Below are 16,652 nucleotides of genomic sequence, written 5' to 3' on the forward strand. Positions count from 1 at the left end.
CAGAAGGAGCTCTGTGAAGATTTCTCTTCGTTTTAATCTGCCCTTTTGAAATGAGTTTTTAGCAGGATAATATAAATGTGTAATATCTAATCTTAAGTTTATGATGTTGAGCTGAACTGGTGGCTTCTGATGAGTCAATGCTTAAAATGAGAGAGCAGTTTTTTTAATACACCTGACCGTTTAGAGGTACTATCTGTGGCGGGGGCTTCCTGTATACGGTGGCGGAAGTCAGCGGGGTGGTGCACTGGGGCATGATTAGTCTGGCTTGTTTTTTGAATTGGGTAATATTGTTATAATTTTTTGTAAGGCTCTCAAATTCTGGAAGAAAAGTGAGATAATCGTAGTACCACTTGAAAGAAGGCGGGAATGCTTCAAGAGGCGAAATATCAAGCTTCTGCGCAAACGCCTGGGTCTGCGCAGTAATCTCTTCTGAAATTTCCGGAATTTTCTTGTATTTGCGATACCAGATAAAAATGTCAATCAGCTCACGCTCCATTACGATGGCCAGCTCGCGGCCCTGAATATTGTATTTGGTACATTGGTTCATGATCAATTGCCAGGAATCAAATTCACAATGGAAGTTTCTGGCACGGTTTCCTACAAGGGATGCGCTGTTATTCACACGGTAACGGACAATCTGCTCGTGAGTGAGCCAGATCCTGTTGGCAGTGAATACGGCTTCGCTGTAGAAGGAGCGGTCGTTGACACAGATCAGATTGTTAAAGCGAAGCCCCTTTTCCAAAATGAATTTTCGTTTGTAAATGGCATTCCATGGAACTACACTGATGTGGCTGAAAATTTCGGGAGCCTGGTGGAAATTCAGAACCTTATCGAAGCACTCAGCGGGCACATCAGACAGTGCAAAAAGCGGGGTATCGGAAAGCTCGCCGGTCTCATTGTCAAAGCAGACGGCGCAGCCCTTTACCATGTCGGCACCCGCCTGTTCAGCAATGGACAGGTATTTCTGGTAGGCACCTTTTTCTACAAGGTCATCTGCATCAAGAAAGTGAAGGTAATCACCATGGGCTTCTTCGATTCCCTTATTTCGACAGGCTCCTGCAAACCGGGTCTTTTCGTTGAGGAAAAGGCGGATGCGGGAGTCTTTTTGCTGGTAATCTTTTATGAGGGCAACAGAAGCGTCGGTGGATGCGTCATCCACACAGATCACCTCCAGCTCCTCTGGATTTCCCAGATCTTGCTGCAATACACTGTCCAAAGTGGCTGTGATGTATTTCTCAGCATTGTGAACCGGGATGATAGTGGTTAATTTCATAGGTAAATCCTTTCGTAAGGAATGGGTTATAAAAAAGCATTCCCACAAATTGTGACGTACATCTTGCAGAAAGCCTTTTTCAAACACGCTCTAGAGCATTCCCTTATCATTATTTTTGCCAGAGCTTTGCGTCAGCTTCAATCCGGTAAGCTCGGCAGGCAATTCCAGACTTCCTGTATCCTTTAACATTCTGCAAAGAAATGCAATCTGGTGCCTGTAAGGTCTTGAGGTACTGTAGCGCTCTGGGTTAAAGGTGTCAAAAGTATAGGACGCTTTTGGCGCAGCAGCCAGAAGCGTAGCAACCGTTTTTATACTATCTGTGGAAGTGATTACGACTTCATCGAATCTTGTCTCTCCCATGCACTTCTTATATTCTTCCTTCCCCAAGTCCAAAATATGGGATAAGGGATAAAATGAGAAAAGTCCCATCCGGCTGGTGAGCACACTTGCCAGCTTCCAGCGGTTACCTTTCTCGGGATCCGGCTTCAATGGCAGGCTGGAACAGTTAGGTGATAACTGTGCCAGATATTTGGCAGAGTCTGTATTGCGGAAATCATTGTATGCAAGCCAGAATTCTTTTTCCGGTGCCTGTGCTGTCAGGGCATTAAAATCCCGAACCAGATTCTGGGAAAGCTTCCGCCCTGTAAAGAACAGGACGCGTGTGCGCAGTGCCGGTGCATCATCAGAAGAAGCTGGAGCATAATAGGGCAGCGGTCGTCCGTTTAAGAGAGAATCTGCAATATCTGTGAGAAGATATTGTGGGGATTCCTCGAAAGTAGTGGCTTCTCCGGAGGAATTCTTTGTGGTCTGTAAATCATGATTGTTTTCCATTTGCAGAGAGCTTTTTTTCGAAGAATTCCAATCGTGTTCCTGGGAATCGAACCCATGACCTGTATTGGAAGTAAAATGGTCGGAAGGTTCCGAATGCAAAGCTTCATTTGCTGGCATCTTTCCAGACATCAGCTCTAACTGTCCGATATATCGTACTAACTCCGGCACATTATCAAATGCAGGATATTCCGGGTGAAATATATCACAAAGTGTGGAGTGCAGATTGCAGGAATGATTTTTCAAACAGGCTCCAGAGCTCTCGGGCAGACAGGAAGTGGTTTCCTGCAGGACAGGAGCAGCTGGTACAGTCTGATGGTCACTGGTTGCATTTTCGTGTCGAAGAAATGTACCGCACAGAAATCGCAGAATCTGTGTGCCTGTGGTGAATCTGGCAGAAAGTGCATTGTGATAATCCGATATAAAAATATCACACGCCGCAGCGAAATCCGGTACATCGAAATCTTTTGGCATTTCTTTTATATGTCTAAATTCAGAAAAATCAATTTCCCTCTCATGATCCAGATGCAGATACAAAACCTGATGATCGGAAAGTTCACAGTCAAATATGTAGAGGGCTGCCATGAAATTCCGGAATGTCTGCTCGGTGTCCGCAATATAGGATCCTGGAAGCAGCGGCGCATACAAAATAGTCTGCATGGAATCCATCTGCAAGCTGCGGCGGAGCTTTTCCCTGTGTGATTCATTGGGAATCAATGGAATGTGGGTGGAAGAACCGATAATGTAAGGCGTTTTGCAGATATTAGCTGTCATACATTCCTGCAGGTAAATATCCCGGTTCTGTACATTGTTAAAATACAGGCAGTCTGCCATAAACATAGTATGCTGCCAAAGCCCTGTATCAGCGGTGGAATCCGGTGTGTTCAGAACGGTTTCCGGATACAGATTGTGTCCGCAGTAAAGCAGCACAAACTGTCCCTCTTCCTTCCGGAATAGTAGGGCAAAGGTCCGTCTGTGATCACGTAGCCGGAGAGTGCAAGTGCCTTGCCGTATTCTTCGCTGTCCGGGCACACCAGAGTAATATTCTCAGACAGTGCAGTGCTGTCAGAAAGATAGCGGTTCAGAAGAGCCTGAAACAAGGCATGCTTCTCCTGAGTCAGGGAGACAATGATCTGGTGCTCTCCAAAATTCCTCAGAAGATGCACAAGTAATTTCAATATCCAGGTAGGAATTTCTTTTCCACGGCTGGCTTCCAGAAGAATCTGCTCCGGATCAGGAGCAAGGCTTCCGGTATAGGCAAAGCCATAAAACTGGGAGGAAGTTTTTTCCCGGTGGATCATCTCTGCAGGCTGATAGCTGGGAGATGTTTTGTGAGAAAGCTTGTAATCCTTTATCCAGGCTTTCTGCTGCTGTACGGTCATTCCGTTGCAGGCTTCTACGAAAGAGATCATTTCCTGTCTGGAACCATAAAGACAGAGCAGTCGCCCAATATGTGGCGGAAGTGAATATCGGACATAATGATTGTTCTCCCAGTCTGGAATATTGGATTCCATATAATCGAAAAGCTCATTGATCAATTGCAGCTTCAGTTCTTTCTGGTCAGTCTCATAGTTGGTGAGAAGCTTCCAGAAACGGTAGAAAAAATGGCGCACAGCAATGAAATCCAGCTCTGTCTGATATTGCTCAAACAGCCCCAGCTTCTCCATTTCTTCCTTCATAAAAATAATGGCATTTCGGATGTGAAGGGTGGAAGGCGTGAGACGGCTGAGGAATCCTACATTTTTTCTGTAATTATAGAAGCACTGATCCACGTATCCGATGGAACGGGCTTTCACAGCCAGAAGATAGGCCACCGGAAGATCTTCGAACCGGATTCCTTCCGGGAAACAAAGTCCGTTAAACAGATCTCTGTGAATGAACTTGATCCATGGGTATGGAGAAATCGCAGGTAATTCATAAGGCTTGTCTGCAACCCGGAAATTCTGATTATGGCAGGATGCAATGTATTCCTTACGAATCCCGGTCTCAGAGTCTACATTATAGTAACGGAAAAGAACCAGGTCGTTTCCGTCAGCGGTAGCTTTTTCATAAAGAAGTCTGCAGGCGTCAGGCTCTACGAAGTCATCGCTGTCTACAAACCAGACATATTCTCCATGGGAATGGGCAAAACCGTAATTTCGTGCCCTGCTGACGCCGTGGTTCTCTGTGGAAAATATAAAAAGCTTCTCCGGATTTAACGACTGATAAGCCTGCAGAATCTGCAGGCTTCCATCTGTACTGCCATCATTGACAGCTACGATCTCTATTTCCTCAAGTGTCTGTGCCAATAAGCTGTCCAGGCACGCGCTCAGGTATTTTTCCACGTTATACACCGGTAAAATGATGCTGACTTTAAAAGACTTCATCAAAAACTCTCTACCCCATTCCTAATTCCGATATTTCAAGTCAAAATTACAGTTATTTCGTCAATCTTTTACCTATAATAGTACCAGTTCGACAGGGGGATTTCAAGGGGAAAAGGAAGGGAGAAATTTGTTTATCTTATTTTTCGCACGGAATAAATGGCAAAAATGCCGTAGTTCGCATACTCTTTTCATATTCTAACAGTTGCGAAAGACTAACCCGTGATTTATAATGAGATATGTCGAAGTCTGTCCATTTCTGATTATTGAACGCAGGGAGCATTCCGCAGAGCGGTTAGTGTTTTCAAGTGAACAATAATTATTTTCAGGAAGCTTCGAAGATATTATAAAAATATTGAGGTGAAACCATGAACCCATTTTATAATAAAAAGAAAAAAGGATATACATTAGCAGAGGTTCTGGCCACGGTGGCAATACTCCTTATCCTCATGGCCATTGTTGTGCCTGCGATTTTTTCCATAAGGAAGAACCTGCGCCAGAAAGCTCTGGATAATAAGGCAGAGCTGATTTATACGGCGGTGCAGAATAATCTGGTGAAGCTGCAGAGCAATGGTAACAGCAGCCTTTATGACGGGGAAAAAACAGCAAATGCCATGGGAAGGACGCCCTCAGATGCCACCAAGGAGCAGAAGCTTTATTATGCACTTTCCTCTGAAAAAGCAGAACCAACAAAGGCTGCCAGCGTACTGGTGACAACGGATACCGTAGATGGCGAACTTTACAATAACTACTGGGTAGTAGAATATAACCCGGAAAGTGCCAGCGTATATGCTGTTTTTTATAGTGAGTCAGATAGTATCAAGCAATATGATCCAAATACATATGACAGCTTCCGCTATAAAGACAATCGTCTCAGCGATGGCGCAAGAATCGGATATTACGGCGGAGATGCACTGGATGGCAGCAATACAGCAGTGCTTGCCCCGAAGATCACGGTTACAAATGAGGAAAAACTGGTTGCAACTATTACTTGTATGCGGCAGGGACAAGATAATAAGCCGTTGTCATTTGATGTAGTTCTGACGGATGATAAGGGAAATCAATTAAATCTGAAGTATAAAGCATCTGGGGATAAGCTGGTTCATGCGAAGGATGATCTGCATGTTGGAGACATGTCAGAGAAGGATACTAATGAGGAGAGTTCGATTGTAGGGCGCAGTTATACTTTAAAAATCACTTTGGATGATCTGACAAGTGATGCTACCAGATTTGTATCACTTTATGGAGAAAAGAACAGTTATTTAAAGAGTACGAATACCAAGGCACTAAGAGCCGGAACTGCTCTCAATATAAAAGTTACGGTACGAAGTGAAAACCACAAGATCGATGGTCTGTTTACACAGTATGACACCAACAGTCTTTTTGCTGACAAGAGTACTTCTGAAAATGCGGCTATTTATTATGGTCGCCATCTGCAGAATCTGGATCAGGAATCTGGAGTAGCAGAAGATATAAAAACAGCTAAGCTTGGCAATTCTATCCATTTTGAAAAGCAGGAAGAGAAAGAAAAAGATGACACCACTTCCTGGTACAGCTGTTACGGAAACAAGGCGTTCACTCCAATCACCAACAAGAACCTGGAGAGCTTTATCGGCGACAAAAGCATGGCAATCTATCACCTGAATGTAAAAAATGGTGTGGATATAACAACTGCAGATGGCTCTGCCACAGGCAGAAAAGGTGCCGGTCTGTTTGCCGTGCTGAAGGATTCTATGACGGTGGAGAATCTGCGTCTGGCAGGAACCACCATAGCAATTACCGGTGAAGGAAAAGAGAAGGTAAGTGTCGGTGCAATCGCAGGTGAGACCACAGGCTCTGCGAAAATAACCAATTGTGAGGTATATCTGGACACAGAAGACATAGAAGGAAAGAATGAGAACGATGTCTGGATCAGCGGTGCCGGAATTCAGGGTGGATTGATTGGACATACTAACAGTGGGTCAGACTCAGGCTCTTCTGTGACAATAGACAACAGTTTTGCGGCAACTGTTATGGATGGCAGAGAGAACGGTACAACAGGTGATCTTATCGGTACTGTAGGAGGTCTGATCGGACAGGCAGATTGTGCAGTGAGTATAAAAAACTGTTATGCAGATTCTTACCTGACCGGAGATGTAACAGGTGGTTTGATAGGAAGTGTAAACAGTGGCAGCGTAAATGTTGAGTACTGCTATACGGCAGGGTATCAGAATCCAGCCAATCACGGCGGTGGCCTTGTAGCAAGCTCTGTTGACAGTAATGCTCTCAAGATAAAAAACAGCTATACAGTTGCTACTTACCTGGAAAACAGCGAAAGTAACAACAATCCTGTAATATATGCTGTCAGCCCAGGTACTCTGGAAAATGTCTACTATTTAAATAAGGGAAAAAATGTGGAAAATGACAATGGCGAGGCTGTGGATTATTTAACCTTTAGTAATAAAGCTAAAATGGCAGAAAAGCTGAACAACAATGGCAGCAATTCCTTTACCACTTCCACCACAACCTATGCCTACAATCTGAGAAACCAAGGTCTCACAAGCTATTCCTATCCATCTTTGAAAGATATTTCTCATTATGGGGACTGGCAGGCAAGCTATGAGGCTGGAAGTCTTGTATACTATGAGAAATATGCAATAAATGAGTCAAATTCCAGAGAATACGGCTTCTTTGGTGGAAATGTCCAGTCCTCTTTATCAGATAGTCTGACTGTCGTTGGAGATGGATACGGTATTGTATATACGAAAAGTGCACTTGAGACATTGTCTGGCTTTATTGTCAGCTATCAGAACAGTGAGGATGCAGATAAGCTGGAAGAATGGAAGGTTGACTGCAACAGTACGGAAACTGAGAAGTTCGAAGTTTCTGTAAATGATGGCGATACTGCGCAATCAGAGGAAACTTACGTTATTTTCCCATTGCCAAAAGAAATTATGAATGCTCAGGCAATCAAGGGTGTTTACTACCAGAAGCTGACAGTAAAAGGTGCATCAGATGCGGAACTTAACGATGAGGGGACTGCAGCACAGGCTGACGGTGATGAGACCACAGAGGTGATGACTGGAAAGACATTCTATTTCAATCCCCATTTTGCCAAATCAGTAGAAGCTGCAGATCAGGCTCCGAATAATATTTCAGCTATTTATCTCCGCACACCTAGACAGCTTTATCACATGAGCTTATACTATCAGGATTATGCATCCTTATTAAAGGGAATTTCCTTTATCCAGGAACGAGATATTGATTATGCGCCATATGACTGGAAAAATTATGAAGGTGTTCAGGAAGCGGTAACTGTCCAGAGTCCTGTGGGGGTAGCGGAAGATGGAACAATCACACCTTTTACATCTACCTACAAAGGCGGAGGATATGAAATACGTGGAATCAGCTTTGCCGCAAAAGGTACAGCAGTTGGATTTATTGGAGAAAATCAGGGATCCATACAGAATGTTTTCCTTGTGTCTGATTGGGAGAATAACGATTTTACGGGAACCACAGCGGTAAGTAATCCATACCTTAGCTATACTGGAACAATCGGAAGTAACCGTAACGTTTATATGGGGGCTTTGGCAGGAATCAACAAGGGAACCATTCAGAATTGTGCAGTCTGCGGTTACAGTATGGGTCGTGATGGAATCGTGTATGTCCAGCGAAACGGAACTCTTTACATAGGCGGACTGACTGGCAGTAACCAGGGAAATATCTATAATAGTGAAGTGGATGCTCCGGCAGTGAATGCAAATGTGCTCTATGGAAATGCTTATTTGGGCGGTTTTGCAGGTGAAAATATCGGTTCCGGTCTGATTCGAAACAGCTATGCAGTTGGAAATGTATCAATTGAATATTCAAAAGGTGCAAACTGTACGATCGGTGGATTTACTGCAAAAAACACAGGTGTATTAAAAGGCGATTATTGTGCAGTTGCGTTGGGCGCAGCCGGAACTTCCAAAACCTATGGCTTTTCACCAAAAGGCGGCGGTGTTGTTTCTTCTGACTGTTATTACCTCAGCGGGGGTACTTTCCGGTATCTGAATAATATGCTTCCGTTTAGCAATGATCAGGGCGCTGGCATCCATGTTACATATCAGGAAATGGTGGAAAAGGCAATGAAAGGAACTATGGCAGACGAGTCCCGGTGCAACGGAGCAACTGATGAAGAAAATTATCCTTTTAATGCAGTAGTAACCAAAGAGGGTAAAAGGTTCATTACGGCAACTGGCAGATCCCGGTTAACCTGGGAAGCATTGGTGTCATTTACTGGGAACATGAGGAAGGAGGAGCCAATGACGGCTACCATTTCTCCTATATCGGTTATAAAGCCAGCAGTCAGGATCCTACTTCAGTTTTGGACAAGGTAGGAGACAGTACCTTGTGTACTCGTCATGATGATGGCGGAAGAATCACAGAATATGGGTATGGATATTATTATGCTACCGGTAGTGTCAAACCTGATTCGACAATGTACTATTCCAGGCTGGAAATAGTGAGAATGTCCAGGCTTCTGAGAACCTGACGAATCAGCTGGACGGAGTGACTGTTGTGGCATACACTACTGCCCCGGCGATTGGAATAAGCAGCAGATTAGATACGAGTAGTTATATGAAAATGACAGCTAACGACCGAACAGCGAATGGTATCTGGCAGTTTAATTATAACAGCCAGCTGTACACCTTTACTATCAACCCGTTTTTTGCAAATGCAATGCAGTACGGTAGTAGCTTTCCAGATTATGATGGAATTCAGTCCTCTACTGTAACCGTTCTGGAAGACGGCTTCGAAGTCCAGGTAAATGCTGATGAAGCAATGCCCGGAGAAAAAGGCAAAGAATACGAAATCCGCTCTGCGGAGCAGCTGCAGTATTTGAACTGGAATTATAAAACTGGGACTGCGACGAAGGCATTGGATACGGCAGAGGATGTGGGAATTGTTGATAAATATCCATATCTGGGATATATGAAGGCAGATGGAACAGGAACGGATAAGTATTACAAGTGGACGGGAGCCGAAAGTCCATATCCACAGCCATATAAAAATTTAAAAGATGGAACTATTGATCAGAATGGCTGGTACTGGAAAGAAGAAAAAGGCGAGAAAAATACGGTATATTGGGATTTTGTAGAAAGTTCTGAAGGGCAGCAATATGTGGTTATGAATTTTGCACAGCATGGCAGCAGAATGTATTGGCATCCAGAAACAAAAATTGGCTATTGGGTATGGAACGGAAGCGGAAAACCTGTTGTTACGGATGCTGATGGAAATGAGATAGATTCCAATACCTATAAACTAGTTACTACAGACAGTCATCATAACTGGATCCAGACACACGATGTTGATGCCAACATGGAGCATCAGGACACTAAATTATTTACACAGATAGGCTCTCTGTACGATGAAAATGAGGATAAAGAAGCAGCAATAGCTTCGATGGCCTATTTTGATGGTAGCTACGATGGAAATACATATTCAATTAAGAATATTGAAATCCACAGTCAAAATACAGTTGCCGGCTTATTTGGAAACATTATAGGTGCCAATGTAAGCAATATAATTTTGTATTCAGAAAATGGAAACTACATTCAGCGAAGTAGTGGACGGAAAGGCTGGCATGCTTTAGGAGGCTTGTGCGGACTGGCTGCTGTTGGAAAAGGAAACTCTGCCGATGAAGTAAATATTTCAAATTGTACGGTGGCCGGTTATACAATTCAGGATAATACAGACAAAGGTGGATGGGGAGATTCCAATATAGGCGGTATGTTTGGAATGAGTACATTGGACTTAAACAAATGTACGGCAGTTAATACTATTGTACTGAATATACGGGAAAAACCGGGCAGAAAAGAGTCTGTAAGAGCAGGTGGTCTTGTTGGAAGTATGAGAGGGAAGATTACAAATTGCTATACAGGTGGAGAAATAACCTGTACGCAAGAATGTCTTAATGCAAGCTGCAGACTGATGCTGGCAGGAATATCCGGTGGTATTTATATTAAAAATGGTGGAAATCTGTTGAAGCTGTTAGGCAATTCAATTCTGGGTATAACTGGTTATGAAAGTGATACTGGTACTAACAACTCAGAGAAATGTAAAACACCTACTACAATAATCAAAAACTGCTATACCTATGTGAAAATGCCAAGTGGCAGCGATACGGATAAGATTATTGCTATTGAATCTATCGGCAGTAATGGCGAAACCCATGATGAAAACTATCGAAATTTCCATGTCAGGATACAGATTGAGAATTGCTACTATTATAAAGATAATATTCCGGTTCAAAAAAATACTAAAATTACTACTAGTAATAATGGAGGATGGGATAACATCGATGATACTGCCATTCCGCTCACCTGGGAAGAAATGTCCGGTGAAAAAGCCGTTGATTCCACAATTGGTGGAATTACAGGTGTAAATGCAGTTCCTGTAAAGGGTGATTTTATTGATCTTCTGAATGGAAAAGACAAAAACAATAATAATACCGATGGTCCATTCACCGAAGTTACGAAATACGAAAACGATCAGACCGTAACTGGTAAATACTCCTTCCCAGGCAACCGCACGGATCTGGATGGAGAAAATTACCCATTTCCTACAATTCTCACCCAGAAGACAAGAAGTGGCAGCGATGTTCACGTTCACTATGGCGAATGGCCGTTGGAAGGCATTTACTGGGAAAACAGCCGTGCATCCATGGACATTTTTGAAGATCTGGATACCACGCAGCAGGACGAAAACGGTCAATTGGTGGCATTGAAGCAGTTTAACCTAAGGAGCAATCTGAAGGATAAAAATAGTCTTGGAGAGGAGCTGACATTAGATGATTTTATTGTAGATTATAGCAATGGAGATGATGAAGGTTCTTCTGAAACTCAGACCTTTTCTAAAGATGCAGGTGAAGATGATGAAAATGGTTTCTCCGATGGATACGAAGAAAATGCAGATACTGAGGAAAACGCTGAGGTACAGAGTGGAAATCGAATTCTGGATCAAAAAGATTATATTGCAGAAATTACAAAATTGGAGTACTCTCAAGAGAAGAAATGTTACGTTGCTACTGTAAAAGCTTTACAGACAGGAACCACGGTTATTACAGTAAAAACTACGGTAAACGGTCAGGAATACAGTGCATCATTCTCCCTGACTGTAACTGCAGACCTTACCATATACTCAGATCCCGGAGAAATCACACAGGAGATCTATACCACATCAGATCCGGTTACGCTTTATGCTGTACCCGCTTCTCTTGCGGTGAGCAGTAATGAGACAGGCTTTGTGGGAAGCACTGGTGAAGAGGATGGATTTGCTTCCGACAGTGATTGTGTGGACATGATTTCGGAAAGTGAAAACGAGGAAGATTTCAGTGTAGTTGGCGCAGAAAGCGCCGACAGTCAGAACATTGCCGCTTACGTGGGTACGAACCCATCTAAGAATCTGGCCTCCCTTATGGAATGGAACATTACCGCAGAGCCGGAGGGAGCAGTTGAGGTATCCGATGTAAATGACAGTCAGTTTACAGTAAGGAGTGATGCACTTGTTCCAGTAACCCTTACTGTACAAGGAACATTTACCTACCAGAATGTGGAATACACCAGCTACACCTGGATTAATGTAAAAACCACTGAGGCGAAAAATATTACCTGGGATACAGAAAGAGCCACAATTACTCTTGACCAGAATGAAAATGGCAGCTATGTTCCAGCAAATGCAAAGCTTGCCCTGACGGTACCGGCAGGCATTTTGTTTTCTGAACTGTCACAAAGCGATTTTGCAGTCACAGATCTGTTATCTACACAGTCTGAGGCTTCTGTTTCAGAGAATCTGGAAAGCGCTGACGCCGGTGAAAATGGATTAACTGCGTCTATTACAGGATTTGTGCCCAAGGATAACGATGATGGCAGTAAGACTTATGAGCTGATTGTTACCGGCTATAAGCCAGGCAGTGTGACGATTTCCGTTTCCGCTCTGGGAGCAGATAAGAAAACCACTTACAATGCTTCTGTAACAGTAGAGATATTGCCACCTGAGGGTCAGGCGGTATCTACAGATCCTTCAGATATAGATGGGGCATCTGACGACTGGTCCGACAACAGTATAGACGGTTCCAGCTTCACTTCCGGCACAGCATCTGGCTGGGATGATGAGAACAGCGATACCTTAGATATTATACCAAACGAATCTCAGGATGATTTCTCCGCTGACGCTGGCAGTTGGGAAAGCGGGGACAGTGGATTTTAAAAGAAAGGAGGTGCCCTGAAATGCTGAAAAGAAGAATAAAAGAAAAAATGCAATCTGAACAGGGTACCTCCATATTTTTTGGATTGCTGCTTTTTCTGACGGCATCCATTCTAAGCGTGGTAATACTGGAGGGGGCTGTGACCACTGTGAAAACAGTGGCGTCAGACCGGACATCTGAACAGAACCAGCTGGCATGTACCAGCGCAGCGCAGCTTTTAAGAGATTCTATTGTGAATGTGAAGCTGTCAGCAGATATAGTAGAGACAAAAACAGGTGATCATGTTGAAACAGCAAAAAACTGGAAGGATGTCAGCAATGCCAGTCTTATTTCAACGTCTCTGGCAACGTCGCAGTCTTTCGCCCAAATGCTGCAGAATTACGTAAAAGAGGCAGATAAAAAAAATAAAGATGTTTTTGGAACAGATTATTTTGGCATTCCGGTTACAAAGAAATTGATAATATCGTCTGCAGGAAGCGGAACAGATGCTGCTTTTTCCCAGTTTAGTAACCTGGATAAGATAAATGCGGAATTTACGATTACCCCAAGGAAAAGTGATGATACTGCGAAAAAAAATGAAGTGACTTATGATATCGTAGTAAAGCTGAGCACAGGGACAGGACGTGATTCCAGCCATGTAGTACTCAGCCTGACCGGAAAAACGGAAGCGCGTGATGCAACAAGTTCAGTTAATGGAAATACCAGCACAACAACGACTCCATATGAATACAAATGGGAAGCAAAAGATATTTTCTACGGTGACAGTGTACGTACTCTGGGAGATTCACAATGAGAAAACCATATTTAAACCTAAAAAAGAAATTACATAGCAGATCCGGTGAAACTATTGCAGAGACACTTGTCACCATGATCATTTTGTCATTGGCAGTGCTGATGCTGGCCGGGGCAGTGGTAACTGCAGCCCGTGTCAACAAGCAGGCAGATAATGCAGACACTTCTTTTCAGACGGGAAATGCCATATCAACAGGCTCTGCGAAGGTGGACATTTCAGAAGAGAATATAGCAGGAGGCACTGGAAGTGCTGTGGCAGAGCTTCCGGTAACGCTTTACCAGTCCGGAGAGAACAACTCTGGAAAGCATTATATTTATTACAAAGCGAAGTAACATTATTTATAAGAAAAGTTTTTTGAAACAAAACAGGAGCATTTTTTACAGGAGAAAAGTAATGAGAAATACAGCCAAATCCAGATTGACTAATTTAATACGAAAAAAATTGTCTGACAAACGGGGCTTTTCTCTTGGAGAGCTGCTGGCGGCGACCGTTATCCTGCTGCTTGCAAGTCAGGTTATGACGCAGGGAATGGCTTTTGCCACCCGGATGTATAATGAATCTTTGACCAGATCCCACGCAAAGCAGCTGTGTTCCACCTTAACGAATGTAATTGAAAAAGAGCTTCGATATACAACAAGTGTTAATAAAGGCAGTGATGGAACGGTACTTAAGTATTTCAGTCCGACTTACGGAAAAACAGAAAGTGCTTTTGCAGCTATAGATGAAAATGAAAATAAAATTGATGGAACAGCAGGGGGCGAAATAGCGGTTCAATTAACCGCAGAGGATGGTTCCCTGTACTGGCAGAAACTGATTTCTTCTGCCAGTTACAGTTCCTTTGACCTGAAAGCAACAATTCAAAGTGTGAAACTGGAAGGAACTACCTTCCATGTAATTCTTGAAATCACAGATAAAGATGGCAAAAAGATTGTTACAAACAAATTCGATGTGATAGCAGTAAACGATATAAAATTAAACCAATTATAAAAAAGAAAATAAGACTAATTGCAACTATTCAGCTGGTACTGTTTTATGAAACATGTAACTGTAAAGGCCCTGAACAGCTGCAACAAATTTGTTATAGATAGATTTAAACATGAATCACATACTGAATATAAACACAAAGGAGAGACCCCCACATGGCATACAAACGTCTTGGTGACCTGCTGATCGCGGCGGGGACGATTACACCGGAAGAACTGGATATGGGACTGCAGAGGCAGAAGGAGACCAAGGAACGGCTTGGAGCGGCTTTGATCTCAGCGGGAATCATCACAGAGGCAGAGCTGATCGAGGCACTTCGTCTTCAGCTGGGTATTGAATACATAGATCTTTCGAAAACCACTATTCCTATTTCCATGGCACAGGTTGTTCCGAAAAACATTGCGAAACAGTTCCAGGTAGTGCCGGTCCGCATGGAGCGGGACGAGCTTTATCTGGCCATGAGCGACCCTATGAACTTCTATGCGATCGAGGAAGTTAAGAAAGCAGTCCGTAAAAAGATTGTTCCGATGATTGCTACCACAGAGGGCGTGGAGCATGCCATCCTGGTCCTTTACGGAAACGAAGGCGCCGCAAGGGCTATTGAGGCCATGAAGCGTGAGGCTCCGATCGAAGAGGACAATGGCGAAGAAGCGCAGTTTACAGGAAACATCCTCAACGACAACATTAACGATGCGCCGACCATCCGTCTGGTAAACTCCATTATCGAGCGTGCCATTCTGGAGCGCGCCAGTGATATACACATTGAGCCAAAGGAAAAAGAGCTTCAGGTGCGCATGCGTATTGACGGTGTGCTCCGTAAGATTCTGACGATCCCCAAGAACCTTCAGAACTCCGTTATTTCCCGCTTGAAAATCATGAGTGGAATGGATATTGCAGAACGTCGTGTTCCACAGGATGGACGATTCAATGTTAAGAATAAGAAGCGTGAGTTTGACCTCCGTGTAAACTCCCTTCCTACTGTATATGGAGAAAAAATCGTAGCCCGTCTTCTGGACAAAAGAGCCGGCTATCTTACTCCGGATTCCATCGGTCTTATGGGTGACAACCTGAAGAAATACCAGCGGGCTATCCACTGTACCAGCGGTGTTATTCTGATCGCCGGTCCTACCGGAAGTGGTAAATCCTCCACCATGAACACTATGATTTCCCAGTTAAATACAGAGGAAGTCAATGTAGTAACCCTGGAGGATCCGGTTGAGTACAATATTGACGGAGTAAACCAGGTGCAGATCAATGAGAAAACAGGCATGGATTTTGCCAATGGTCTTCGTGCCATCCTTCGTCAGGACCCGGATATCATTGCCGTCGGAGAGATTCGAGACGGTGAGACCGCCCAGATCAGTATGCGTGCCGCAATCACCGGACACGTTGTGCTTTCCACAATCCATACCAACGATGCTGTGGGAACGATCGAACGTCTGGAGGATATCGGCGTTGAGCCATACCTGATCGCCACTGCTCTCCGCGCCGTTATTTCCCAGCGACTGGTCCGCCGAATCTGCCCCAAGTGTAAAAAGAGCTATGAGGCGACTGATGAGGAAGTAAGGCGCCTTGGACTCAGTACGGAGCATAAACATATTTTCTACCGTGGCGAAGGCTGCGCAGACTGCTTTAATACAGGCTACCGCGGACGAATCGGTGTATTTGAGATTCTGGAAATCACCCCGGAAATCCGCCCCCTCATTTCCCAGCAGGTTGGACGACCTGCCATCGAACAGGAACTGGCCAGCGCCCACAGCGAGTTCAAGACACTGCGTGAAAATGCCATTCAGCTGGTGGAAGAGGGAATTACCACTGCCGAGGAAGTGCAGCGAGTCATTTACGAAACCGGGGATATGAAGAAAGCAGAAGAGGAGTAATCCATTTAGTTAACTAAATTGCTATTTAATGCGTTGAAGTTTCAGTTAATACACATTGTTCAAATGCGTTCGCATTGAAGAACTTTTATCTCACTAACGGACATGTCGCCTCCGGCGACATTACCACATATGAAAGTCAGTTGCTCCGCAACTGCTGAACGTATTCGTAATCCGGGCTAACGCCTACTTACTCATACGTTCTAGCCTGTCCGATATCCATGAATTCGACATGCAAGCATGACGAATTCACGGCTGCCGTCCAGGACTTTCATAGTAAAATACAGAAAGTCAGGAGACCAAAATC

At 43.9% G+C, this 16,652-nt stretch carries 10 protein-coding genes; 7 read left to right on the forward strand and 3 right to left on the reverse strand.

Features of this window, described 5'->3' with window-relative positions; genetic code table 11:
• Positions 1–163: 163 nt before the first annotated feature.
• The 3 genes from DW904_RS18315 to DW904_RS18325 form a co-directional block, all read right to left on the reverse strand.
• Positions 164–1,273 carry a glycosyltransferase gene (locus DW904_RS18315; RefSeq protein ID WP_118583402.1) on the reverse strand — a complete coding sequence of 370 codons (1,110 nt, stop codon included), beginning with the start codon at positions 1,271–1,273 and terminating at the stop codon, positions 164–166.
• Positions 1,274–1,363: 90 nt separating this feature from the next.
• Complete coding sequence (locus tag DW904_RS18320; RefSeq protein ID WP_118583404.1) at positions 1,364–3,031, reverse strand: hypothetical protein; 1,668 nt, start codon at positions 3,029–3,031, stop codon at positions 1,364–1,366.
• Positions 2,986–4,467, reverse strand: coding sequence for a glycosyltransferase family 2 protein (locus tag DW904_RS18325; RefSeq protein ID WP_118583406.1), 1,482 nt, complete (start codon positions 4,465–4,467; stop codon positions 2,986–2,988). The genes DW904_RS18320 and DW904_RS18325 overlap by 46 nt, the downstream gene beginning before the upstream one ends.
• A gap of 365 nt (positions 4,468–4,832) precedes the next feature.
• Here DW904_RS18325 and DW904_RS18330 point away from each other — a divergent pair, with 365 nt between their 5' ends.
• The 7 genes from DW904_RS18330 to DW904_RS18355 all read left to right on the forward strand — a co-directional run bounded on the left by DW904_RS18330 (position 4,833) and on the right by DW904_RS18355 (position 16,348).
• On the forward strand, positions 4,833–8,822 hold the full coding sequence (locus DW904_RS18330; protein ID WP_118583408.1) for a type II secretion system protein: 3,990 nt from the start codon (positions 4,833–4,835) through the stop codon (positions 8,820–8,822).
• Between the two features lie 11 nt (positions 8,823–8,833).
• Complete coding sequence (locus DW904_RS23060) at positions 8,834–8,977, forward strand: hypothetical protein (protein WP_202187768.1); 144 nt, start codon at positions 8,834–8,836, stop codon at positions 8,975–8,977.
• A 26-nt stretch (positions 8,978–9,003) separates the two neighbouring features.
• On the forward strand, positions 9,004–12,693 hold the full coding sequence (locus DW904_RS18335) for a hypothetical protein (protein WP_147422342.1): 3,690 nt from the start codon (positions 9,004–9,006) through the stop codon (positions 12,691–12,693).
• 20 nt (positions 12,694–12,713) lie between these two features.
• Positions 12,714–13,484 carry a hypothetical protein gene (locus DW904_RS18340; protein WP_118583412.1) on the forward strand — a complete coding sequence of 257 codons (771 nt, stop codon included), beginning with the start codon at positions 12,714–12,716 and terminating at the stop codon, positions 13,482–13,484.
• Positions 13,481–13,816: a hypothetical protein gene (locus DW904_RS18345; RefSeq protein WP_118583414.1), complete on the forward strand. Its 336-nt coding sequence runs from the start codon at positions 13,481–13,483 to the stop codon at positions 13,814–13,816. Before DW904_RS18340 ends, DW904_RS18345 begins: the two co-directional genes overlap by 4 nt.
• A gap of 61 nt (positions 13,817–13,877) precedes the next feature.
• Complete coding sequence (locus DW904_RS18350; protein WP_118583416.1) at positions 13,878–14,471, forward strand: hypothetical protein; 594 nt, start codon at positions 13,878–13,880, stop codon at positions 14,469–14,471.
• Between the two features lie 152 nt (positions 14,472–14,623).
• A complete protein-coding gene (locus DW904_RS18355) occupies positions 14,624–16,348 on the forward strand; it encodes a GspE/PulE family protein (protein ID WP_118583418.1) in 1,725 nt (574 codons plus the stop codon).
• Positions 16,349–16,652 lie beyond the last annotated feature (304 nt).

It is taken from the genome of Ruminococcus sp. AM42-11 (genome assembly GCF_003480145.1).
GTDB classification, from domain to species: domain Bacteria; phylum Bacillota; class Clostridia; order Lachnospirales; family Lachnospiraceae; genus Blautia_A; species Blautia_A faecis.

Excerpts from the sequence above, each read along its gene's own strand:
- DW904_RS18315 (WP_118583402.1), bottom strand. The coding sequence starts at position 1,273 with ATGAAATTAACCACTATCATCCCGGTTCACAATGCTGAGAAATACATC.
- DW904_RS18325 (WP_118583406.1), bottom strand. The coding sequence starts at position 4,467 with ATGAAGTCTTTTAAAGTCAGCATCATTTTACCGGTGTATAACGTGGAA.
- DW904_RS18330 (WP_118583408.1), top strand. The coding sequence starts at position 4,833 with ATGAACCCATTTTATAATAAAAAGAAAAAAGGATATACATTAGCAGAG.
- DW904_RS18340 (WP_118583412.1), top strand. The coding sequence starts at position 12,714 with ATGCTGAAAAGAAGAATAAAAGAAAAAATGCAATCTGAACAGGGTACC.
- DW904_RS18345 (WP_118583414.1), top strand. The coding sequence starts at position 13,481 with ATGAGAAAACCATATTTAAACCTAAAAAAGAAATTACATAGCAGATCC.
- DW904_RS18350 (WP_118583416.1), top strand. The coding sequence starts at position 13,878 with ATGAGAAATACAGCCAAATCCAGATTGACTAATTTAATACGAAAAAAA.
- DW904_RS18355 (WP_118583418.1), top strand. The coding sequence starts at position 14,624 with ATGGCATACAAACGTCTTGGTGACCTGCTGATCGCGGCGGGGACGATT.